This is a genomic window from Streptomyces sp. AC627_RSS907, assembly GCF_019049165.1.
This window is the reverse complement of record NZ_JAGMUE010000027.1, coordinates 87,870-109,747: the sequence shown is the minus strand read 5'-3', so window position 1 is coordinate 109,747 and position 21,878 is coordinate 87,870. Positions and strand designations below refer to the sequence as shown.

Here is a 21,878-nt window from a genome sequence, read left to right as displayed (position 1 = left end):
TGCGGAGGCATTCGAACAGCCACCGCACAGCAAGAGGCGGAACGGAAGCCGGCCCCCATGACAGGCCGCGCGCACCACCGTCTCGCGGCTCTAGGGGATCGATGACTGAGTATGGCCGGGGCCCAGGCTCCGAACCGTGGCATCCGGAGGACCCGTTGCACGGGGACGGCGGATGGGGCGGACAGCAGGCTCATACGGGTCAGCAGTCACCCTACGGCGGCCAGCCACAGCAGTATCCGGAGCAGCAGCCCGAGCAGCCGCAGTACGGCGAGTGGGGCGACGGAGGCCAGGCCTCGTACGGTCAGCAGCCGCAGCACGACCAGTACGGTCAGCAGTACTCCGCGCAGCAGTACGACCAGTACGGTCAGCAGCACTCCGGGCACCAGTACGACCAGTACGGCCGGCATCAGCAGCACCCCGAGCCGCAGTACGACCAGTACGGTCAGCAGCGGCACGAGCAGCCGCACGACCAGCAGCAGTACCCCTCCCAGGAACAGCCGCAGCAGGGCTACGACAACACGGGCTGGGGCACCGGCGCGCAGCCCCACGCCCAGTACCCCCCCGACCCGTCGGACCCCTACGGTCAGCAGACCCCCTCCTACGGCGGCGAGCAGCAGGACCCGTACGGAACGCCGGAGGCGTACCCGCCGCCGGAGCCCCCCACCCGGCGGCGCGCGGAACCCGAGCCGCAGCGCACCGACTGGGACCCCGGTCCCGACGAGGGCGAACACGCCTTCTTCGCCGGCGGGGACGACGGCGGGGACGCCGGAGCCGACGACGGCGCCGACGACAAGGGCGAGGACGCCGGGCGCGGTGAACGCAGGGGCCGGGGCGGCAAGCCCAGGAAGCGCCGCAACGGATGTGCCTGCCTCGTGGTCTGCCTGGTGCTGGGCGGTGGCGTGGCCGGGGTCGGCTATTTCGGTTACCAGTTCTACCAGGATCGTTTCGGCGCGGCTCCGGACTTCGCGGGCGACGGCAACGGTGAGGCGGTGACCGTCACCATCCCGAAGGGCGCGGGCGGCTCGACCATCGGCCAGGAGCTCAAGCGCCAGGGCGTGGTGAAGAGCGTCGACGCCTTCATCGCCGCCCAGGAGAGCAATCCCCGCGGCAAGACCATCCAGGACGGCGTGTACACGCTGCAGAAGGAGATGTCGGCCGCGAGCGCGGTCGAACTGCTGCTCAGCCCCAAGAGCCGCAGCAACCTGATCATCGCCGAGGGCAAGCGCAACGCCGACGTCTACAAGCTCATCGACAAGCGCCTCGAGGTGGCCGAGGGCACCACGGCCCAGGTCGCCAAGACCCAGTGGAAGAGCCTCGGCCTGCCCGACTGGGCGATGAACCACAAGAACGTGAAGGACCCCCTGGAGGGCTTCCTCTACCCGTCCAGCTACTCGGCGGCCAAGGGCCAGAAGCCCGCGGACGTGCTGAAGCAGATGGTGGCACGTGCCAACGAGCAGTACGAGAAGGCCGGGCTCGCGGAGAAGGCGGAGGGCCTCGGTCTCGAAGGTCCCTGGCAGCTGCTCACCGTGGCGAGCCTGGTGCAGGCCGAGGGCAAGACCCACGAGGACTTCCGCAAGATGGCCGAGGTCGTCTACAACCGGCTCAAGCCCGGCAACACCGAGACCAACCAGGAGCTTCAGTTCGACTCGAGCTTCAACTACCTGATGGGGCAGAGCAAGATCCGCATCAGCGAGGCCGAGATCAACAGCAACCCGGACCCGTACAACACCTACACCAACAGGGGCCTGCCGCCCGGGCCCATCGGCAATCCCGGCGAAGAGGCCATGCAGGCGGCGCTGAACCCCACGCAGGACGGCTGGATGTACTTCGTGGCCACCGACGGCGTGAACAAGACCGAGTTCGCCAAGACACACGACGAGTTCCTGACGCTGAAGGACAAGTTCGATGCCGCCGCAGGCAACTGACCGCCGTCGAGCCGCCGTTCTCGGCTCCCCGATCGGTCACTCCCTCTCCCCGGTACTGCACCGCACCGCCTACGCCGAGCTGGGGCTGGACAACTGGACGTACGACCGCTTCGACGTCGACGAGGCGGCGTTGCCGGGCTTCTTCGAGGAACTCGGCCCCGAGTGGGCCGGGCTGTCGCTGACCATGCCGCTCAAGCGGGCGGTCATCCCGCTGCTCGACGGGATCAGCGAGACGGCGGCCTCCGTGGACGCGGTGAACACCGTCGTCCTCACCGAGGACGGCCGGAAGACCGGCGACAACACCGACATCCCCGGCATGGTCGCCGCCCTGCGCGAGCACGGCGTCGAGAAGGTCGAGACCGCCGCGGTCCTCGGCGCCGGCGCCACCGCGTCCTCCGCGCTGGCCGCGCTGGCCCGGATCTGCACGGGCGAGGTCGCCGTCTACGTGCGCAGTGAGGCACGCGCCGCCGAAATGCGGGGCTGGGCCGAGCGGCTGGAAGTCGAGGTGCGCGTCGCGGACTGGTCGGACGCCGAGGAGGCGCTGCGCGCCCCGTTGGTCGTGGCCACCACCCCGGCCGGCACCACCGACGCCCTCGCCGCTGCCGTACCCGGGATGCCGTCGACCCTCTTCGACGTGCTCTACGACCCCTGGCCCACCGCGCTCGCCGCCCGCTGGTCGGCGTACGGCGGTGCCGTCGTCAGCGGACTCGACCTGCTGCTGCACCAGGCGGTCCTCCAGGTGGAGCGGATGACGGGCCGCGCGCCGGCCCCGCTCGCCGCCATGCGCACGGCGGGGGAGCGGGCCCTCGCGGGCCGTTAGGCGCCCGAGCAGGAGACCGCCCGTCGGAGGGCGGTGCGGACGGTCAGCCCTTCCCGGCCGCGGCGGGGCGGCAGCCCGTCCGGCAGATGGACCGGCGACCGGCCACGGCCGCCGACGTGGGAGGATCGGAGGTGGCGGACCGGGGCCCGCGCACCCGGACCCGCCGTCGCCGTACGCACAGCAGACGCGTACACAGGCATAACCGGGGCGCGAGCACTGAGGAGCACCGTTGAGCAGGTTGCGCTGGCTGACCGCGGGGGAGTCCCACGGTCCCGCACTCGTCGCGACGCTGGAGGGTCTGCCCGCCGGCGTACCGATCACCACGGACATGGTGGCGGACCATCTGGCGAGGCGGCGGCTCGGCTATGGTCGCGGTGCCCGGATGAAGTTCGAGCGGGACGAGGTGACCTTCCTCGGCGGCGTCCGGCACGGCCTCACCCTCGGCTCCCCCGTCGCGATCATGGTGGGCAACACCGAGTGGCCCAAGTGGGAACAGGTCATGGCGGCCGACCCGGTGGACCCGGAGGTACTCGCCGGCCTCGCCCGCAACGCGCCGCTGACCCGCCCCCGTCCCGGCCACGCCGACCTCGCGGGCATGCAGAAGTACGGTTTCGACGAGGCCCGGCCGATCCTGGAGCGCGCCTCCGCGCGGGAGACGGCCGCCCGGGTCGCGCTGGGTGCCGTGGCGCGGTCGTACCTCAAGGAGACGGCCGGCATCGAGGTCGTCAGCCACGTCGTCGAGCTGGCCGCCGCCAAGGCCCCCTACGGCGTGTACCCGACCCCCGCGGACGTCGAGCGGCTGGACGCCGACCCGGTGCGCTGCCTGGACGCGGACGCCTCGAAGGCGATGGTCGCGGAGATCGACCAGGCCCACAAGGACGGTGACACCCTCGGCGGAGTGGTCGAGGTGCTGGCGTACGGCGTCCCCGTGGGCCTCGGCTCGCACGTGCACTGGGACCGGCGGCTGGACGCGCGGCTGGCCGCCGCCCTCATGGGCATCCAGGCCATCAAGGGCGTGGAGGTCGGCGACGGCTTCGGTCTCGCGCGGGTGCCCGGTTCCAAGGCGCACGACGAGATCCTCACCGGCCCCGACGGCATCAGGCGGGCGTCCGGCCGCTCCGGTGGCACCGAGGGCGGTCTCACCACCGGCGAGCTGCTGCGCGTGAAGGCGGCGATGAAGCCCATCGCGACCGTGCCGCGGGCCCTGCGGACGGTGGACGTCGCCACCGGCGAGGCCGCGCAGGCCCACCACCAGCGCTCCGACGTGTGCGCGGTGCCGGCCGCCGGCATCGTCGCCGAGGCCATGGTCGCCCTGGTCCTGGCGGACGCGGTGGCGGAGAAGTTCGGCGGCGACAGCGTGCCGGAGACCCGGCGCAACGTGCGGTCGTACCTCGACAATCTGGCCGTCCGATGAGCACGCCGCTGGTCGTCCTGGTCGGCCCCATGGGCGTCGGCAAGTCCACGGTCGGGCGGCTGCTGGCCGAGCGCCTCGGCACCGGTTACCGGGACACCGACGAGGACATCGTCTCCGCGCAGGGGCGGACCATCGCCGAGATCTTCGTGGACGAGGGCGAGCCCGCCTTCCGCGCCCTGGAGAAGCAGGCCGTGCGCACGGCCCTCGCCGAGCACGACGGCGTCCTCGCCCTCGGCGGCGGCGCGATCCTGGACGCGGACACCCGCGGCCTGCTCGCCGGGCAGCGCGTCGTCTACCTCTCGATGGACGTCGACGAGGCCGTCAGGCGCACCGGCCTCAACGTCGCGCGCCCGCTCCTGGCGGTCAACCCGCGCAAACAGTGGCGCGAGCTGATGGAGGCCCGCCGGCACCTCTACGAGGAGGTCGCCACGGTCGTCGTGGCCACGGACGGCCGTACGCCGGAAGAAGTCACCCAAGCCGCTCTCGACGCAGTGGAGCTGAAGGAAGCATGAGCGAGGCAGTCACCCGGATCCAGGTCGGCGGCACCGCGGGATCCGACCCCTACGAGGTCCTGGTGGGCCGCCAGCTCCTGGGCGAGCTCGGCGGTCTGATCGGCGCGCAGGCCAAGCGGGTCGCGGTGATCCACCCCGAGGCGCTGGCCGAGACGGGGGACGCGCTGCGCGCCGACCTCGCCGAGCAGGGCTACGACGCGATCGCCATCCAGGTGCCCAACGCCGAGGAGGCCAAGACCGCGGAGGTCGCCGCCTACTGCTGGAAGGCGCTCGGCCAGTCCGGGTTCACCCGCACCGACGTCATCGTCGGTGTCGGCGGCGGTGCCAGCACCGACCTGGCCGGGTTCGTGGCGGCCACCTGGCTGCGCGGGGTGCGCTGGATCGCCGTCCCGACCACCGTGCTGGCCATGGTCGACGCGGCCGTCGGCGGCAAGACCGGCATCAACACCGCCGAGGGCAAGAATCTCGTCGGCGCCTTCCACCCGCCGGCCGGCGTCCTGTGCGACCTCGCCGCCCTGGACTCCCTCCCGGTCAACGACTACGTCTCCGGCCTCGCCGAGGTCATCAAGGCCGGTTTCATCGCCGACCCGGTGATCCTGGACCTGATCGAGTCCGACCCCCAGGCCGCGCGCACCCCGGCCGGGCCGCACACCGCCGAGCTGATCGTGCGCTCGATCAGGGTCAAGGCGGAGGTCGTCTCGTCCGACCTGAAGGAAGCGGGCCTCAGGGAGATCCTGAACTACGGCCACACGCTCGGCCACGCCATCGAGAAGAACGAGCGCTACAAGTGGCGCCACGGCGCCGCGGTCTCGGTCGGCATGCACTTCGCGGCCGAACTGGGCCGCCTCGCGGGCCGCCTGGACGACGCCACCGCCGACCGCCACCGCAGCATCCTCGAAGCGGTCGGGCTGCCGCTGCACTACCGCCACGACCAGTGGCCCAAGCTGGTCGAGAACATGAAGGTCGACAAGAAGTCCCGCGGCGACCTGCTGCGCTTCGTCGTCCTGGACGGGCTGGCGAGGCCCACCATCCTGGAGGGACCCGACCCGGCCGTCCTCCTCGCCGCCTACGGCGAGGTGGGCGAGTAGTACCCCGGCGCACCTTCCGTCCGATTCGCCTTGCCGGACGGGCACTTCGAGCCGCCCCCGGCCGTTTCACCGAACGACGGCAGGGGGCGGTACCGTTCGGACGGGGGTTCCTCCACGCCCTTTAGGCTGTGGGGGAAAGCGGGCGGGCGACCGTCCCGCCGACAGCGCCCATCGCCTGTACGAGACGGAGTGGCACCGGATGCAGCACGCAGTGGGTTCTCCGCTGCCGCCGCCCCCTCAGCCGGGGCACGGACCGGCCGTCGGCTGGTCCCCGGCCGCACACCACCCGGGTCCGCCGCACCAGGGCTCCGCCCCCGTGCCGCCGCCAGGGACGCAGGGACACCCCGTGCGGGCCCCGCACCCCGTGACCCAGCAGCACCCCGCCGCGCAGCCGCCGCCCGCCCCGCAGCAGCCGCCCGCCCCGCGGCAGGTGCCGGGTCCGCACCAGGCGGCCCCGGTGCCGCCCGTGCCGGAAGCCACCGGTCACCTGTCGCTGCCGCCGGGCGGTCCCGTGACCGCCCCCAGCGTGCCCCCTGCCGCGGCAGCCGCGCCCGACCCCACCACGACGACCCTCGCGGTGCTGCTCATCGGCCCCGCGGGCGCCGGCAAGACCAGCGTCGCCAAGTACTGGGCGGACCACCGCAGGGTCCCCACCGCGCACATCAGCCTGGACGACGTCCGTGAATGGGTCCGCTCCGGCTTCGCCGACCCCCAGACGGGCTGGAACGAGCACTCCGAGGCCCAGTACCGTCTCGCTCGCCGCACCTGCGGTTTCTCCGCACGCAACTTCCTCGCCAACGGCATCTCCTGCATCCTGGACGACGCGGTCTTCCCGGACCGCCCGGTCGTCGGCCTCGGCGGCTGGAAGCGGCACGTGGGCCCCGGCCTGCTCCCCGTCGTCCTTCTGCCGGGCCTGGACATCGTCCTGGAGCGCAACGCCGAACGCAGCGGCAACCGGCGGCTCACCGACGAGGAGGTCGCCCGCATCCACGGCCGTATGGCCGGCTGGTACGGCTCGGGCCTTCCCATCATCGACAACTCCCAGCTCGACGTACCGGAAACGGCCCAGGTCCTGGACGAGGTCCTGTCCCGGTCGATAGCCAGCCCACCGAACTGGTAACGGACGGGGACAGAACAGAGGGGCACCCCCAAGAGGGCGCGGGGAACCGCGCACCCTCTTCGGGGCCGCCCCCGCCGGCCGACGCGAAACCACGACAGGCCCCGACCCGGCCGGCGCACCGGCCTGCCCGGACTCCTCCCCACTCGGCCTCTCCCGAGCGGCGCCCCCCGAGCGGAGCTCTTACGCTCGGCTCATGTCAGAGGTGTACGCGGCCCGCCGGACGCGCCTACGAGAACGCTGCAACGCGGGCGGCAGCGCGGCGGCGCTCGTCTCCCGGCCCGCCAACGTGCGCTATCTCGCGGGCGCCGCCCCGCACGGGGCCGTGCTGCTGCTGGGCAAGGCCGAGGACCTGCTGGTCTGCTCGGGACCTCCGGGCGACCGGCCGGCGGACGGCCGGCCCGACGAGTCGCTGCCGGTGCGGGTCCTGTCCGGCCCCGGCGGCGACCCGGCCGTCGCGGCCACCCGTCTCGCCGCGGCGCAGGGTGCAGAGTCCCTCGCCACGGAGGACCACCACCTCACCGTGGTCCGGCACCGCGCGATGCGCTCGGTGGCGCCTCGGCTCCGTCTGACCGACCTCGGTCAAGCGGTCGAACAGCTCCGGGTGGTCAAGGACGAGGAGGAGATCTCCTGCCTGCGCATCGGCGCGGAGATCGCCGACCAGGCCCTCGGCGAGCTCCTGGAGTCCATCCTGGTGGGCCGCACCGAGCGGCACCTCGCCCTGGAACTGGAGCGCCGCCTCGTCGACCACGGCGCCGACGGGCCCGCCTTTCCGACGTCCGTCGGCACCGGCCCCCATGCGGGGCGCCCCGGACACCGGCCCACCGACCGGCGTGTGGAGGAGGGCGACTTCCTCTCCGTCTGCCTGGGCGCGACGTACCGCGGATACCGCTGCGAGATCGGCCGTACGTTCGTCATCGGCACCTCGCCCGCCGACTGGCAGATCGAGCTGTACGACCTCGTCTTCTCCGCGCAGCGGGCCGGCCGGGAGGCCCTGGTACCCGGCGCCGCCTGCCGCGACGTGGACCGCGCGGCCCGCCACGTACTGGACTCAGCCGGGTACGCGGAGAACCTTCCGACCCTCACCGGACACGGTGTCGGACTGGAAATCGACGAGGACCCGCAGTTGGCCCCCGCGGCCATGGGTAAACTGGACGCTTGTGTGCCGGTCACCGTCGAACCGGGGGTCCACCTCCCGGGCCGGGGCGGGGTCCGGATCGATGACACGCTCGTCGTACGCCCCGAGGCGGACGGCGGACCCGAGCTACTCACCATCACGACCAAGGAGCTGCTCGCGCTCTAGCCTCGCGCTGTGCGCACGCCCCGGGGTCGTCCACGTCAGTCCAGTCCAGGAGATTCCGCAACCGTGGCTTCCACGAACGACCTCAAGAACGGCATGGTGCTCAAGCTCGAAGGCGGCCAGCTCTGGTCCGTCGTCGAGTTCCAGCACGTCAAGCCCGGCAAGGGCCCGGCCTTCGTGCGCACCAAGCTCAAGAACGTGCTCTCCGGCAAGGTCGTCGACAAGACCTTCAACGCCGGCGTCAAGGTCGAGACGGCCACTGTCGACAAGCGCGACATGCAGTTCTCGTACATGGACGGCGACTACTTCGTCTTCATGGACATGGAGACCTACGACCAGCTGCACATCGACCGCAAGGTCGTCGGTGACGCCGCCAACTTCCTCATCGAGGGGTTCGAGGCCACCGTCGCGCAGCACGAGGGCGAGGTGCTCTTCGTCGAGCTGCCGGCCGCCGTCGAGCTGACCATCCAGGAGACCGAGCCGGGCGTCCAGGGCGACCGCTCCACCGGCGGCACCAAGCCGGCGACCCTGGAGACCGGTCACCAGATCAACGTCCCGCTCTTCATCACCACCGGTGAGAAGATCAAGGTCGACACCCGCACGAGCGACTACCTCGGCCGGGTGAACAGCTAACCGTGGCTGCCCGCAACACGGCCCGCAAGCGCGCCTTCCAGATCCTCTTCGAGGGCGATCAGCGCGGCGCCGACGTCCTGACGGTCCTCGCGGACTGGGTCCGGCACTCCCGGTCCGACACCCGGCAGCCGCCGGTGAGCGAGTACACGATGGAGCTGGTGGAGGGCTACGCCGAGCGCGCGCAGCGCATCGACGAGCTCATCTCCCAGTACTCGGTCGGATGGACGCTCGACCGCATGCCGGTCGTGGACCGCAACATCCTGCGTCTCGGTGCATACGAGCTGATCTGGATGGACGCGACCCCGGACGCCGTCGTCCTCGACGAGATGGTGCAGCTGGCGAAGGAGTTCTCCACGGACGAGTCGCCGGCGTTCGTCAACGGCCTGCTCGGCCGGCTGAAGGAGCTCAAGCCCTCCCTGCGCCGCGACGAGGCCTGACAGAAGACCCGCACACGCCGGAGGGCCCGCAGCGAAGACTCACGCTGCGGGCCCTCCGGCGTGCGCCCGGGGTGCCGGGGCGCACGGTCAGGTCCGTACAACACCGCCGGGGTGGCCGGAACCGTTGGGTTCCGGCCACCCCGGCGGCACGTTTCTGCTGTGGCGGCTGTGGGTCAGGCGTCCTCGTGGGACGCCACCGCGCGACGCGCGTCCGCGTCCAGGACGCCCCAGCTGATCAGCTGCTCGGTGAGGACCGAGGGGGACTGGTCGTAGATGACGGCGAGTGTGCGCAGGTCGTCCTGGCGGATCGAGAGCACCTTGCCGTTGTAGTCACCGCGCTGCGACTGGATGGTGGCCGCGTAGCGCTGGAGCGGGCCCGCCTTCTCGGCCGGCACCGTGGCCAGTCGCTCCAGGTCCAGGACCAGCTTCGGCGGCGGCTCGGCGGCGCCGCCCGGGGTGGTGCCCGGCAGCAGCTCCTGCACGGGAACGCCGTAGAAATCCGCCAGCTCGGCGAGGCGCTGCACGGTCACGGCGCGGTCGCCGCGCTCGTACGAACCGACCACCACGGCCTTCCAGCGGCCCTGGGACTTCTCCTCGACACCGTGGAGGGAAAGGCCCTGCTGGGTGCGGATGGCCCGGAGCTTGGCCCCGAGCTGTTTGGCGTATTCGCTGGACATATGGCTCCCCGGACAAGGTGTCGACGCGGCCTGCTGTGTTGCGTGCCGCGCGGCTGGTAACTCACTGTGAGGTTACGCAGCGTTACTCTCCTGCGTCAAGCCGAATGGTCCGCACCGGCTCTTCCGTGGTATCCGCGATCCATTGCTCCAAGCGGGTGACGTGCGCGTGGCGGGAGGGTGATGTGGGCGTGTCCGGGGGGTCGTCGGAGCGGTTCTGTGAGCCTGATACCGTAGGTGGCGCAAATCCGACGTCCTTTAAGGTCCGTCCCGTGAGGCGGAGAAGGAGGTCCGTTTCGTATGGACACGCAGCAGGACTCCCAGCCGGACCCGCGCTCCGACGCGCGGCCCGTTCTCGAGGGCCCCGACATCGCACGGGTCCTGACCCGCATCGCCCACGAGATCGTCGAACGCGCCAAGGGCGCCGACGACGTGGTGCTCCTCGGCATTCCGACCCGGGGCGTCTTCCTCGCCCGGCGGCTCGCCGCCAAGCTCGAGCAGATCACCGACCGCACGATGCCGGTCGGCTCGCTCGACATCACCATGTACCGCGACGACCTGCGCATGCACCCGCCGCGGACGCTCGCCCGCACCGAGATCCCCGGTGACGGCATCGACGGCCGCCTCGTCGTCCTCGTCGACGACGTGCTCTTCTCCGGTCGCACCATCCGCGCCGCCCTCGACGCGCTGAACGACATCGGCCGCCCGCGCGCGGTACAGCTCGCGGTCCTCGTCGACCGCGGCCACCGCGAACTGCCCATCCGCGCCGACTACGTCGGCAAGAACCTCCCCACGTCGCTGCGGGAGACGGTCAAGGTCCAGCTCGCCGAGGAGGACGGTCGCGACACCGTGCTGCTCGGCGCCAAGCCGGCCACCCCGGGCGCCCACCCGTAGCACTCCGGCGTACGCCCCGTGCCGTACGTCCGCTCGGCGCGCCCGCGCCCGCGCCCGCGCGCGTGCCAGGCCGCCCGGATCCTCCTGTTTTCTTCCGCATGAACCGTCTTACGGAGCCTGACAGATGCAGCGTCATCTCATCTCGGCCGCCGACCTCTCCCGCGACGACGCCGTCCTGATCCTCGACACCGCCGAGGAGATGGCCCGGGTCGCCGACCGGCCGATCAAGAAACTGCCGACCCTGCGCGGCCGGACCGTCGTCAACCTCTTCTTCGAGGACTCCACCCGGACCCGGATCTCCTTCGAGGCCGCGGAGAAGCGCCTGTCCGCGGACGTCATCAACTTCACGGCCAAGGGCTCGAGCGTCTCCAAGGGCGAGTCCCTGAAGGACACCGCCCAGACCCTGGAGGCCATGGGCGTCGACGCCGTCGTCATCCGGCACGGCGCCTCCGGCGCCCCGTACCGCCTGGCCACCTCGGGCTGGATCGACGCCCACGTCATCAACGCCGGCGACGGCACCCACCAGCACCCCACCCAGGCCCTGCTGGACGCCTTCACCATGCGCCGCCGCCTGGTCGGCCGTGACGCCGGCCTCGGCAAGGACCTGGACGGCCGCCGCGTCACCCTGGTCGGCGACGTCCTGCACAGCAGGGTCGCCCGTTCCAACGTCGACCTGCTGCACACCCTCGGCGCCGAGGTCACCCTCGTCGCCCCGCCCACCCTGCTGCCGGTCGGCGTGGAGACCTGGCCCTGCGAGGTCTCCTACGACCTCGACAGCACCCTGCCGAAGTCCGACGCGGTGATGATGCTGCGCGTGCAGCGCGAGCGCATGAACGCCGCGTTCTTCCCCACCGAGCGCGAGTACTCCCGCCGCTACGGCCTCGACGGCGACCGCATGGCGAAGATGCCCGAGCACGCCATCGTGATGCACCCCGGCCCCATGGTCCGCGGCATGGAGATCACCGCCGAGGTCGCCGACTCCGACCGCTGCACCGTGGTCGAACAGGTCACCAACGGCGTCTCCATCCGGATGGCCGTCCTGTACCTGCTGCTCGGCGGCAACGAACCCGCCGTCACCCACGCCCGCACCACCGAGGAGAAGTAAGACAGATGAGCAAGATCCTGATCCGTGGTGCGAAGGTGCTCGGCGGCGAGCCGCAGGACGTGCTGATCGACGGTGAGACGATCAGCCAGGTCGGCACCGGTCTGTCCGCCGAGGGCGCCGAGGTCGTGGAGGCGGACGGCAAGGTGCTGCTGCCCGGCCTGGTCGACCTGCACACCCACCTGCGCGAGCCCGGCCGCGAGGACTCCGAGACCGTCCTGACCGGCACGCGCGCGGCGGCGAGCGGCGGCTACACCAACGTCTTCGCCATGGCCAACACCTTCCCGGTCGCCGACACCGCCGGCGTCGTCGAGCAGGTCTGGCGGCTCGGCCAGGAGTCCGGCTACTGCGACGTGCAGCCCGTCGGCGCCGTCACGGTCGGCCTGGAGGGCAGCAAGCTCGCCGAGCTGGGCGCCATGCACGAGTCCGCGGCCGGCGTCACCGTCTTCTCCGACGACGGCAAGTGCGTCCACGACGCCGTGATCATGCGCCGCGCCCTGGAGTACGTGAAGGCCTTCGGCGGCGTCGTCGCCCAGCACGCGCAGGAGCCCCGGCTCACCGAGGGCGCCCAGATGAACGAGGGCGTCGTCTCCGCCGAGCTGGGCCTGGGCGGCTGGCCCGCCGTCGCCGAGGAGTCGATCATCGCCCGGGACGTGCTGCTCGCCGAGCACGTCGGCTCCCGCGTCCACATCTGCCACCTGTCGACGGCGGGCAGCGTCGAGATCGTCCGCTGGGCCAAGTCCCGCGGCATCGACGTCACCGCCGAGGTCACCCCGCACCACCTGCTGCTCACCGACGAGCTGGTCCGCTCGTACAACCCGGTGTACAAGGTGAACCCGCCGCTGCGCACCGAGCGCGACGTCATGGCGCTGCGCGAGGCGCTCGCCGACGGCACGATCGACATCGTCGCCACCGACCACGCCCCGCACCCGCACGAGGACAAGGACTGCGAGTGGGCCGCCGCCGCCATGGGCATGGTCGGCCTGGAGACCGCGCTGTCGGTGGTCCAGGACACCATGGTGGACACGGGCCTGCTGGACTGGGCCGGCGTCGCCGACCGCATGTCCTTCAAGCCCGCGCGGATCGGACGGGCCACCGGACACGGCCGTCCCGTCTCGGCTGGTGAGCCCGCCAACCTCACCCTCGTCGACACGGCATACCGTGGCCAGGTGGACCCCGCGGGCTTCGCCTCGCGCAGCCGCAACACCCCGTACGAGGGGCGTGAGCTGCCGGGCCGCGTGACGCACACGTGGCTGCGGGGCAAGGCCACGCTCGTCGACGGGAAGCTCACGTGACATCTGTAGCACCGGTAATCCTGCTGGCCGCCGAGAAGGAATCGGCGGAAGTGACCGACTGGGCCGCCCGCGTCGGCTGGGTCGTCGGCCTCGGCCTGTTCGTCGCGCTCGTCTACTGGCTGATGCGCGAGGGCTGGAAGTGGCGCGGCACCCTCCAGGGCGACCTCCCGGAGCTGCCCAGCGCGCCGGAAGGCGACTTCCCGGCCAGACTGGCGATGAGCGGCCGCTACCACGGCTCCACCACCGCCGGGCAGTGGCTGGACCGCATCGTGGCGCACGGCCTGGGCACCCGCAGCCGGGTGGAGCTCACCCTGACGGACGCGGGACTGGACGTCGTACGCCCCGGCGCGAACGACTTCTTCGTCCCCGTCGGCGCGCTGCGCGAGGCGCGGCTCGACAAGGGCATCGCCGGCAAGGTCCTCACCGAGGGCGGCCTGCTGGTCGTCACCTGGGCGCACGGCGACAAGCTGATCGACTCCGGCTTCCGCTCCGACCACGCGGCCGAGCACAACGAATGGGTCGAGACACTGAACGACATGATCAACAAGACGGAAACGGAAGGCGCACGATGACGACCTCCACCAGGGGAGTTGACAGGACTCCCGCCGTACTCGTCCTGGAGGACGGCCGGATCTTCCGCGGCCGTTCCTACGGGGCCGTGGGGGCCACCTTCGGCGAAGCCGTGTTCTCCACCGGCATGACCGGCTACCAGGAGACCCTCACCGACCCGTCGTACCACCGCCAGGTCGTCGTCATGACCGCCCCGCACGTGGGCAACACGGGCGTCAACGACGACGACATGGAGTCCGGGAAGATCTGGGTCGCCGGCTACGTCGTGCGCGACCCCGCGCGCGTGCCGTCCAGCTGGCGCTCCACCCGCTCGCTGGACGAGGAACTGGCGGCCCAGGGCGTCGTCGGCATCTCCGGCATCGACACCCGCGCCCTCACCCGCCACCTGCGCGAGCGCGGCGCCATGCGCGTCGGCATCTTCTCCGGCGACGCGGTCATCGCCGACGACGCCCTGCTCGCCCAGGTCCGCGAGGCCCCCGAGATGACCGGCGCCGACCTCTCCGCCGAGGTCGCCACCACCGAGGCGTACGTCGTCCCGGCGATCGGCGAGAAGAAGTTCACCGTCGCCGCCGTCGACCTCGGCATCAAGGGCATGACCCCGCACCGCATGGCCGAGCGCGGCATCGAGGTGCACGTGCTGCCGGCGACCACGACCGTCGAGGACGTGTACGCGGTCGACCCCGACGGCGTGTTCTTCTCCAACGGCCCCGGCGACCCGTCCACCGCCGACCACCCGGTCTCGGTCATGCGGGGCGTCCTGGAGCGCGGCACCCCGCTCTTCGGCATCTGCTTCGGCAACCAGATCCTGGGCCGCGCCCTCGGCTTCGGCACCTTCAAGCTGAAGTACGGCCACCGCGGCATCAACCAGCCGGTGCAGGACCGCACCACCGGCAAGGTCGAGGTCACCGCGCACAACCACGGATTCGCCGTCGACGCCCCGCTCGACAAGGTCTCCGACACCCCCTACGGCCGCGCCGAGGTCTCCCACGTCTGCCTCAACGACAACGTGGTGGAGGGCCTCCAGCTTCTCGACAGGCCGGCCTTCAGCGTCCAGTACCACCCCGAAGCGGCGGCCGGCCCGCACGACGCCGCCTACCTGTTCGACCGCTTCGTTTCCCTGATGGAGGGCCAGCGTGCCTAAGCGCACCGATATCCAGTCCGTCCTGGTCATCGGCTCCGGCCCGATCGTCATCGGCCAGGCCGCCGAGTTCGACTACTCCGGCACCCAGGCGTGCCGGGTCCTGAAGGCGGAGGGCCTGCGGGTCGTCCTGGTGAACTCCAACCCGGCGACGATCATGACCGACCCGGAGATCGCCGACGCCACCTACGTCGAGCCGATCACCCCGGAGTTCGTCGAGAAGATCATCGCCAAGGAGCGCCCCGACGCGCTGCTGCCCACCCTGGGCGGCCAGACGGCGCTCAACACCGCCATCTCGTTGCACGACAACGGCGTCCTGGAGAAGTACGGCGTCGAGCTGATCGGCGCCAACGTGCAGGCGATCCACAAGGGCGAGGACCGCGACCTGTTCAAGGAGGTCGTCGAGGAGGTCCGCAGGAAGATCGGCCACGGCGAGTCCGCCCGGTCCTACATCTGCCACTCCATGGACGACGTCCTCAAGGGCGTCGAGGAGCTCGGCGGCTACCCGGTCGTCGTCCGCCCCTCCTTCACCATGGGCGGCGCCGGCTCCGGCTTCGCCCACGACGAGGAGGAGCTGCGCCGCATCGCCGGCCAGGGCCTCACCCTCTCGCCGACCACCGAGGTGCTCCTGGAGGAGTCCATCCTCGGCTGGAAGGAGTACGAGCTGGAGCTGATGCGCGACAAGAACGACAACGTCGTGGTCGTCTGCTCCATCGAGAACTTCGACCCCATGGGCGTCCACACCGGCGACTCGATCACCGTCGCGCCCGCGATGACGCTGACCGACCGCGAGTACCAGGTGCTGCGCGACGTCGGCATCGCGATCATCCGCGAGGTCGGCGTCGACACCGGCGGCTGCAACATCCAGTTCGCGGTGAACCCGGCCGACGGCCGCGTCATCGTCATCGAGATGAACCCGCGCGTCTCCCGCTCGTCCGCCCTCGCCTCCAAGGCGACCGGCTTCCCCATCGCCAAGATCGCGGCCAAGCTGGCCGTCGGCTACACGCTCGACGAGATCCCGAACGACATCACGCAGGAGACCCCGGCCTCCTTCGAGCCGACCCTCGACTACGTGGTCGTCAAGGCCCCGCGGTTCGCCTTCGAGAAGTTCCCGTCGGCGGACTCCACGCTGACGACCACCATGAAGTCGGTCGGTGAGGCCATGGCCATCGGCCGTAACTTCACCGAGGCCTTCCAGAAGGCGCTGCGCTCGCTGGAGAAGAAGGGCAGCCAGTTCACCTTCGTCGGCGAGCCCGGCGACAAGGCCGCCCTGCTGGAGGAGGCCGTCCGCCCCACCGACGGCCGGATCAACGCCGTCATGCAGGCCATCCGCGCGGGCGCCACGCCCGAGGAGGTCTTCGAGTACACGAAGATCGACCCCTGGTTCGTCGACCAGCTCTTCCTGATCAAGGAGATCGCCGACGAGCTCGCCGGGGCTCCCGAGCTCACCGCCGACCTGCTCGCCGAGGCCAAGCGCCACGGCTTCTCCGACCAGCAGATCGGCGAGATCCGGGGTCTGCGCGAGGACGTCGTCCGCGAGGTGAGGCACGCGCTCGGCATCCGCCCGGTCTACAAGACGGTCGACACCTGCGCCGCCGAGTTCGCCGCGAAGACGCCGTACTTCTACTCCTCCTACGACGAGGAGACCGAGGTCGCCCCGCGGGAGAAGCCGGCCGTCATCATCCTGGGCTCCGGCCCGAACCGCATCGGCCAGGGCATCGAGTTCGACTACTCCTGCGTCCACGCCTCCTTCGCGCTGAGCGACGCCGGGTACGAGACCGTGATGGTCAACTGCAACCCGGAGACCGTCTCCACCGACTACGACACCTCCGACCGGCTGTACTTCGAGCCGCTCACCCTGGAGGACGTCCTGGAGATCGTCCACGCCGAGGCGCAGGCCGGCCCGATCGCGGGCGTGATCGTCCAGCTCGGCGGCCAGACCCCGCTCGGCCTGTCCCAGGCGCTCAAGGACAACGGCGTGCCGGTCGTCGGCACCTCGCCCGAGGCCATCCACGCCGCCGAGGACCGCGGTGCCTTCGGCCGGGTCCTGCAGGAGGCCGGCCTGCCGGCCCCCAAGCACGGCACCGCCACCACCTTCGCCGAGGCCAAGGCCATCGCCGACGAGATCGGCTACCCGGTCCTCGTCCGCCCGTCGTACGTCCTCGGCGGACGCGGCATGGAGATCGTCTACGACGAGACCCGGCTGGAGTCCTACATCGCCGAGTCCACCGAGATCAGCCCCTCCCGGCCGGTCCTGGTCGACCGCTTCCTGGACGACGCGATCGAGATCGACGTCGACGCGCTGTACGACGGCGAGGAGCTGTACCTCGGCGGCGTCATGGAGCACATCGAGGAGGCCGGCATCCACTCCGGCGACTCGGCGTGCGCGCTGCCCCCGATCACGCTGGGCGGCTTCGACATCAAGCGGCTGCGCGCCTCCACCGAGGGCATCGCCGCGGGCGTCGGCGTGCGCGGTCTGATCAACATCCAGTTCGCACTGGCCGGGGACATCCTCTACGTCCTGGAGGCCAACCCGCGCGCCTCGCGGACCGTGCCCTTCACCTCGAAGGCGACCGCGGTGCCGCTCGCCAAGGCCGCCGCGCGGATCTCCCTGGGCGCCACCATCGCCGAGCTGCGCGCCGAGGGCCTGCTCCCGGCGCACGGCGACGGCGGCGAGCTGCCGCTGGACGCGCCGATCTCCGTCAAGGAGGCCGTGATGCCGTGGTCCCGCTTCCGGGACATCCACGGCCGCGGCGTGGACACCGTCCTCGGCCCGGAGATGCGCTCCACCGGCGAGGTCATGGGCATCGACTCCGTCTTCGGCACGGCGTACGCCAAGTCGCAGGCGGGCGCGTACGGCCCGCTGCCGACCAAGGGACGGGCGTTCATCTCCGTCGCCAACCGCGACAAGCGCTCGATGATCTTCCCGGCCCGCGAGCTGGTCGCCCACGGCTTCGAGCTGCTCGCGACCTCCGGCACCGCCGAGGTCCTGCGGCGCAACGGCATCAACGCCACGGTCGTCCGCAAGCAGTCCGAGGGCACCGGTCCGAACGGCGAGAAGACCATCGTCCAGCTGATCCACGACGGCGGGGTCGACCTGATCGTCAACACCCCGTACGGCACCGGCGGCCGCCTCGACGGCTACGACATCCGCACGGCGGCCGTGGCGCGCTCCGTGCCGTGTCTGACGACGGTCCAGGCGCTGGCGGCGGCGGTCCAGGGCATCGACGCCCTCAACCACGGCGACGTGGGAGTGCGCTCCCTCCAGGAACACGCCGAGTTCCTGACCGCGGCCCGCGACTAGCAGCCCCGAGGGGGACACCGGAAACGGTGTCCCCCTCTTCATGAGCCCTTCTTCTCCAGAGCCCGGAAGGGCCCTGTACGAGGCTTCACGAGGACACATGTACACGATCTTCTTCAAGCTCTTCTTCTCCCGCACGGACCCGGAGCGGGCCCACCACATGGCCTTCCGCTGGATCCGCCTCGCCGCCCGCGTCCCCGTGCTGCGCACCTTCGTCGCCGCCGCGCTCGCGCCGCGCCACAAGGAGCTGCGTACGCAGGCCCTCGGACTGCGGATGCACGGGCCCTTCGGGCTCGCCGCCGGCTTCGACAAGAACGCGGTCGCGATCGACGGCATGGCGATGCTCGGCTTCGACCACGTGGAGATCGGCACGGTGACGGGGGAGCCGCAGCCCGGCAACCCCAAGAAGCGGCTGTTCCGGCTGGTGGCCGACCGTGCGCTGATCAACCGCATGGGCTTCAACAACGACGGTTCCCGGATCGTCGCGGCCCGCCTGGCCTCGCGCACGCCCGTCTTCCGGACCGTGGTCGGCGTCAACATCGGCAAGACCAAGGTCGTCCCGGAGGAGGAGGCCGTCGGCGACTACGTGAAGTCCGCCGAGCGGCTGGCGCCGTACGCCGACTACCTCGTGGTGAACGTCTCCTCGCCGAACACGCCCGGCCTGCGCGACCTCCAGGCGGTGGACCACCTGCGTCCGCTCCTGAGCGCCGTCCGCGAGGCCGCCGACCGCGTGGTCACCACGCGGCGCGTCCCGCTCCTGGTCAAGATCGCGCCGGACCTGGCCGACGAGGACGTCGACGCGGTCGCCGACCTGGCCCTGGAGCTGGGACTGGACGGGATCATCGCCACCAACACCACCATCGCGCGCGAGGGACTCGGGCTGACCTCCTCGCCCGCCCTGGTCCGGGAGACCGGAGGCCTGTCCGGCGCCCCCCTCAAGGCGCGCTCCCTGGAGGTGCTGCGCCGCCTCTACGCGCGCGTGGGCGACCGGATCACCCTGGTGGGCGTCGGCGGCATCGAGACCGCCGAGGACGCCTGGCAGCGCATCCTGGCGGGTGCCACGCTGGTGCAGGGCTACAGCGCGTTCATCTACCAGGGCCCGTTCTACGCTCGCCACCTCCACAAGGGGCTCGCCGCGCGCCTGCGGCAGAGCCCGTACGCCACCCTCGCCGACGCGGTCGGCACCGATGTGAGGAAGCCCCGATGACCGGTACGACCGAGCCCTTCGGCGCACGCCTGCGCCGAGCGATGGACGAACGCGGCCCGCTGTGCGTCGGCATCGACCCCCACGCCTCCCTGCTCGCCGAGTGGGGCCTGGGCGACGACGTGGCCGGTCTGGAGCGCTTCAGCCGCACCGTCGTCGAGGCGGTGGCCGACCGGGTCGCCGTCCTCAAGCCGCAGAGCGCGTTCTTCGAGCGCTTCGGCTCGCGCGGCGTGGCCGTCCTGGAGAAGGCGGTGCAGGAGGCGCGGGCGGCCGGGGCGCTGGTCGTCATGGACGCCAAGCGGGGCGACATCGGCTCGACCATGGCCGCGTACGCCGAGTCCTTCCTGCGCGAGGGCGCCCCGCTGTTCTCCGACGCGCTGACCGTCTCGCCCTACCTCGGCTACGGCTCCCTGAAGCCGGCCGTCGACATGGCGCGGGAGAACGGCGCGGGCCTGTTCGTGCTGGCGCTGACCTCCAACCCGGAGGGCGGCGAGGTCCAGCACGCCGTCCGGGCCGACGGTCGGACCGTCGGGGCGACGATGCTGGCGCACCTGGCCGCCGAGAACGCCGGGGAGGAGTCCCTCGGCTCCTTCGGCGCGGTCGTCGGCGCCACCCTCGGCGACCTCTCGTCGTACGACCTGGGCATCAACGGGCCGCTCCTCGCGCCCGGTATCGGTGCCCAGGGGGCGACGCCGGCGGACCTGCCGCGGGTGTTCGGCGCGGTGGTGCGCAACGTCGTGCCGAACGTCAGCCGGGGTGTTCTTCGTCACGGTCCCGACGTGGCCGCGCTGCGTACGGCAGCGGATCGCTTCGCCGACGAGGTCCGGACCGCGGTGGCGGGCTGAGCTCCCGGACCTTGGATACACCCTCAAATCCGAGGCAGTATGTCCTAAAAGTCCGGCATGACGGAGGCTGACCAGGACTTTTCCGCTGTTCTCGCTGACTCTGGCGGACATGAACGCTAGTCTCCGTCGAGTGAGGGCAGCTCCCACGCCCTCAAGACAGTGGGGGAGAACGGGCAAGCGTGTTGCTCGTGGCTCCCCAGGTGTGGGGCGACTAGGTTCCTCACCGGTCCGTATCCGACAGTTCGACATCCGAGGTGACGTAGGCGTGGCTCTTCCGCCCCTTACCCCTGAACAGCGCGCAGCCGCGCTCGAAAAGGCCGCCGCGGCTCGCCGGGAGCGGGCCGAGGTCAAGAATCGACTCAAGCACTCCGGCGCCTCCCTCCACGAGGTCATCAAGCAGGGCCAGGAGAACGACGTCATCGGCAAGATGAAGGTCTCCGCCCTCCTCGAGTCCCTGCCGGGCGTGGGCAAGGTCCGCGCCAAGCAGATCATGGAGCGACTGGGCATCTCCGAGAGCCGGCGTGTGCGTGGGCTCGGTTCCAACCAGATCGCATCCCTGGAGCGTGAGTTCGGCAGCACCGGCAGCTGAGTCCGGACCACTCCGGGATTGCTGGAATAATCGCTGCATGGCTGCAACACCCCGGGGGACGTCCCCCGTACCCCCGGACGCACGTCCGCGGCTGACCGTGCTCTCCGGCCCCTCCGGGGTCGGCAAGAGCACGGTCGTCGCTCATCTGCGCAAGGAACACCCCGAGGTATGGCTCTCGGTCTCGGCGACGACCCGGGCGCCCCGCCCCGGTGAGCAGCACGGAGTCCACTACTTCTTCGTCAGCGACGAGGAGATGGACAAGCTGATCGCCAACGGCGAGCTGCTGGAGTGGGCCGAGTTCGCAGGCAACCGCTACGGCACGCCCCGCGCGGCCGTGCTGGAGCGCCTGGAGGCCGGTGAGCCGGTGCTCCTGGAGATCGACCTCCAGGGGGCGCGACAGGTCCGCGAGTCCATGCCGGAGGCCCAGCTGGTGTTCCTGGCCCCACCCTCCTGGGAGGAGCTGGTGCGCAGGCTCACCGGCCGGGGCACCGAGCCGCCGGAGGTGATCGAGCGCCGCCTCGCCGCGGCCAAGGTCGAGCTGGCGGCCGAGCCGGAGTTCGACCAGACCCTGGTCAACACCTCCGTCGAGGACGTGGCGCGCGAGCTGCTAGCCTTGACGAACGTCGTGTGATCGCGACTGGTCCGCTGGTCCCCACCGATCAGCCGACCGATCACCTCGACTGAATCTTTCCCATCCATCGGAAGGTAGAGCGTGTCCTCTTCCATCTCCGCGCCCGAGGGCATCATCAACCCGCCGATCGACGAGCTCCTCGAGGCCACGGACTCGAAGTACAGCCTCGTGATCTACGCGGCCAAGCGGGCCCGACAGATCAACGCGTACTACTCGCAGCTCGGCGAGGGCCTCCTCGAGTACGTCGGTCCGCTCGTCGACACCCACGTCCACGAGAAGCCGCTCTCGATCGCCCTGCGCGAGATCAACGCGGGGCTGCTGACCTCCGAGGCCATCGAGGGTCCGGCGCAGTAGTGCCGACAGCATCGGCGGTAGTATCTTCAGCTTGA

21 protein-coding genes are annotated in these 21,878 nt (G+C 71.2%); 20 read left to right on the top strand and 1 reads right to left on the bottom strand.

The features are described from left to right. The first annotated feature begins 101 nt into the window (after positions 1 to 101). The 9 genes from mltG (at position 102) to nusB (ending at position 9,246) form a co-directional block, all read left to right on the top strand. A complete protein-coding gene (gene mltG / locus KUM32_RS08030) occupies positions 102 to 1,925 on the top strand; it encodes an endolytic transglycosylase MltG (protein ID WP_217141101.1) in 1,824 nt (607 codons plus the stop codon). Beyond that, positions 1,906 to 2,745, top strand: a complete 840-nt coding sequence (locus KUM32_RS08025) for a shikimate dehydrogenase (protein ID WP_217141100.1) — start codon at positions 1,906 to 1,908, stop codon at positions 2,743 to 2,745. The genes mltG and KUM32_RS08025 overlap by 20 nt, the downstream gene beginning before the upstream one ends. Before the next feature lie 229 nt (positions 2,746 to 2,974). Then, the gene (aroC, locus tag KUM32_RS08020; protein ID WP_217141099.1) at positions 2,975 to 4,159 is read left to right on the top strand and encodes a chorismate synthase; all 1,185 of its coding nucleotides are present in this window, start codon (positions 2,975 to 2,977) and stop codon (positions 4,157 to 4,159) included. Next, positions 4,156 to 4,671, top strand: coding sequence for a shikimate kinase (locus KUM32_RS08015; protein WP_217141098.1), 516 nt, complete (start codon positions 4,156 to 4,158; stop codon positions 4,669 to 4,671). The genes aroC and KUM32_RS08015 overlap by 4 nt, the downstream gene beginning before the upstream one ends. Continuing rightward, positions 4,668 to 5,759 carry a 3-dehydroquinate synthase gene (aroB, locus tag KUM32_RS08010; protein ID WP_217141097.1) on the top strand — a complete coding sequence of 364 codons (1,092 nt, stop codon included), beginning with the start codon at positions 4,668 to 4,670 and terminating at the stop codon, positions 5,757 to 5,759. Before KUM32_RS08015 ends, aroB begins: the two co-directional genes overlap by 4 nt. A 199-nt stretch (positions 5,760 to 5,958) precedes the next feature. Then, positions 5,959 to 6,879, top strand: coding sequence for a Pro-rich N-terminal domain-containing protein (locus KUM32_RS08005; protein WP_217141096.1), 921 nt, complete (start codon positions 5,959 to 5,961; stop codon positions 6,877 to 6,879). Between the two features lie 193 nt (positions 6,880 to 7,072). Continuing rightward, positions 7,073 to 8,179: an aminopeptidase P family protein gene (locus KUM32_RS08000; protein ID WP_217141095.1), complete on the top strand. Its 1,107-nt coding sequence runs from the start codon at positions 7,073 to 7,075 to the stop codon at positions 8,177 to 8,179. A 63-nt stretch (positions 8,180 to 8,242) separates the two neighbouring features. Next, entirely contained in the window at positions 8,243 to 8,809 is a 567-nt protein-coding gene (efp, locus tag KUM32_RS07995; protein WP_217141094.1) for an elongation factor P, read from the top strand. Positions 8,810 to 8,811: 2 nt separating this feature from the next. After that, positions 8,812 to 9,246 carry a transcription antitermination factor NusB gene (gene nusB, locus KUM32_RS07990; RefSeq protein ID WP_217141093.1) on the top strand — a complete coding sequence of 145 codons (435 nt, stop codon included), beginning with the start codon at positions 8,812 to 8,814 and terminating at the stop codon, positions 9,244 to 9,246. Between the two features lie 173 nt (positions 9,247 to 9,419). On the opposite strand, the gene bldD is transcribed toward nusB, so the two are convergent. Further along, positions 9,420 to 9,923, bottom strand: a complete 504-nt coding sequence (bldD, locus tag KUM32_RS07985; RefSeq protein WP_006131213.1) for a transcriptional regulator BldD — start codon at positions 9,921 to 9,923, stop codon at positions 9,420 to 9,422. Positions 9,924 to 10,220: 297 nt separating this feature from the next. Here bldD and pyrR point away from each other — a divergent pair, with 297 nt between their 5' ends. From pyrR to rpoZ, 11 genes are all read left to right on the top strand, one after another. Beyond that, positions 10,221 to 10,814: a bifunctional pyr operon transcriptional regulator/uracil phosphoribosyltransferase PyrR gene (gene pyrR / locus KUM32_RS07980; RefSeq protein ID WP_217141092.1), complete on the top strand. Its 594-nt coding sequence runs from the start codon at positions 10,221 to 10,223 to the stop codon at positions 10,812 to 10,814. 124 nt (positions 10,815 to 10,938) lie between these two features. Beyond that, complete coding sequence (locus KUM32_RS07975) at positions 10,939 to 11,919, top strand: aspartate carbamoyltransferase catalytic subunit (RefSeq protein ID WP_217141091.1); 981 nt, start codon at positions 10,939 to 10,941, stop codon at positions 11,917 to 11,919. Positions 11,920 to 11,924: 5 nt separating this feature from the next. After that, positions 11,925 to 13,211: a dihydroorotase gene (locus KUM32_RS07970; RefSeq protein WP_217141090.1), complete on the top strand. Its 1,287-nt coding sequence runs from the start codon at positions 11,925 to 11,927 to the stop codon at positions 13,209 to 13,211. Continuing rightward, a complete protein-coding gene (locus KUM32_RS07965) occupies positions 13,208 to 13,783 on the top strand; it encodes a hypothetical protein (protein WP_217141089.1) in 576 nt (191 codons plus the stop codon). The genes KUM32_RS07970 and KUM32_RS07965 overlap by 4 nt, the downstream gene beginning before the upstream one ends. After that, positions 13,780 to 14,922 carry a glutamine-hydrolyzing carbamoyl-phosphate synthase small subunit gene (carA, locus tag KUM32_RS07960; protein WP_217141088.1) on the top strand — a complete coding sequence of 381 codons (1,143 nt, stop codon included), beginning with the start codon at positions 13,780 to 13,782 and terminating at the stop codon, positions 14,920 to 14,922. Before KUM32_RS07965 ends, carA begins: the two co-directional genes overlap by 4 nt. Beyond that, on the top strand, positions 14,915 to 18,223 hold the full coding sequence (gene carB / locus KUM32_RS07955; RefSeq protein WP_217141087.1) for a carbamoyl-phosphate synthase large subunit: 3,309 nt from the start codon (positions 14,915 to 14,917) through the stop codon (positions 18,221 to 18,223). The genes carA and carB overlap by 8 nt, the downstream gene beginning before the upstream one ends. Positions 18,224 to 18,320: 97 nt before the next feature. Continuing rightward, the gene (locus KUM32_RS07950) at positions 18,321 to 19,427 is read left to right on the top strand and encodes a quinone-dependent dihydroorotate dehydrogenase (RefSeq protein ID WP_217141086.1); all 1,107 of its coding nucleotides are present in this window, start codon (positions 18,321 to 18,323) and stop codon (positions 19,425 to 19,427) included. After that, positions 19,424 to 20,269, top strand: coding sequence for an orotidine-5'-phosphate decarboxylase (gene pyrF / locus KUM32_RS07945; RefSeq protein ID WP_217141085.1), 846 nt, complete (start codon positions 19,424 to 19,426; stop codon positions 20,267 to 20,269). The genes KUM32_RS07950 and pyrF overlap by 4 nt, the downstream gene beginning before the upstream one ends. Positions 20,270 to 20,534: 265 nt before the next feature. Further along, a complete protein-coding gene (locus KUM32_RS07940) occupies positions 20,535 to 20,858 on the top strand; it encodes an integration host factor (protein WP_003977346.1) in 324 nt (107 codons plus the stop codon). 37 nt (positions 20,859 to 20,895) lie between these two features. After that, entirely contained in the window at positions 20,896 to 21,489 is a 594-nt protein-coding gene (gene gmk, locus KUM32_RS07935; RefSeq protein ID WP_217141084.1) for a guanylate kinase, read from the top strand. Between the two features lie 81 nt (positions 21,490 to 21,570). Further along, positions 21,571 to 21,843: a DNA-directed RNA polymerase subunit omega gene (gene rpoZ, locus KUM32_RS07930; protein WP_003977348.1), complete on the top strand. Its 273-nt coding sequence runs from the start codon at positions 21,571 to 21,573 to the stop codon at positions 21,841 to 21,843. The last annotated feature ends 35 nt before the right edge of the window (positions 21,844 to 21,878 follow it).

Coding starts and splice junctions, on each gene's coding strand:
- mltG (WP_217141101.1), top strand. CDS start 102: ATGACTGAGTATGGCCGGGGCCCAGGCTCCGAACCGTGGCATCCGGAG.
- KUM32_RS08025 (WP_217141100.1), top strand. CDS start 1,906: ATGCCGCCGCAGGCAACTGACCGCCGTCGAGCCGCCGTTCTCGGCTCC.
- KUM32_RS08015 (WP_217141098.1), top strand. CDS start 4,156: ATGAGCACGCCGCTGGTCGTCCTGGTCGGCCCCATGGGCGTCGGCAAG.
- aroB (WP_217141097.1), top strand. CDS start 4,668: ATGAGCGAGGCAGTCACCCGGATCCAGGTCGGCGGCACCGCGGGATCC.
- KUM32_RS08005 (WP_217141096.1), top strand. CDS start 5,959: ATGCAGCACGCAGTGGGTTCTCCGCTGCCGCCGCCCCCTCAGCCGGGG.
- KUM32_RS08000 (WP_217141095.1), top strand. CDS start 7,073: ATGTCAGAGGTGTACGCGGCCCGCCGGACGCGCCTACGAGAACGCTGC.
- bldD (WP_006131213.1), bottom strand. CDS start 9,923: ATGTCCAGCGAATACGCCAAACAGCTCGGGGCCAAGCTCCGGGCCATC.
- pyrR (WP_217141092.1), top strand. CDS start 10,221: ATGGACACGCAGCAGGACTCCCAGCCGGACCCGCGCTCCGACGCGCGG.
- KUM32_RS07975 (WP_217141091.1), top strand. CDS start 10,939: ATGCAGCGTCATCTCATCTCGGCCGCCGACCTCTCCCGCGACGACGCC.
- KUM32_RS07970 (WP_217141090.1), top strand. CDS start 11,925: ATGAGCAAGATCCTGATCCGTGGTGCGAAGGTGCTCGGCGGCGAGCCG.
- carA (WP_217141088.1), top strand. CDS start 13,780: ATGACGACCTCCACCAGGGGAGTTGACAGGACTCCCGCCGTACTCGTC.
- KUM32_RS07950 (WP_217141086.1), top strand. CDS start 18,321: ATGTACACGATCTTCTTCAAGCTCTTCTTCTCCCGCACGGACCCGGAG.
- pyrF (WP_217141085.1), top strand. CDS start 19,424: ATGACCGGTACGACCGAGCCCTTCGGCGCACGCCTGCGCCGAGCGATG.
- gmk (WP_217141084.1), top strand. CDS start 20,896: ATGGCTGCAACACCCCGGGGGACGTCCCCCGTACCCCCGGACGCACGT.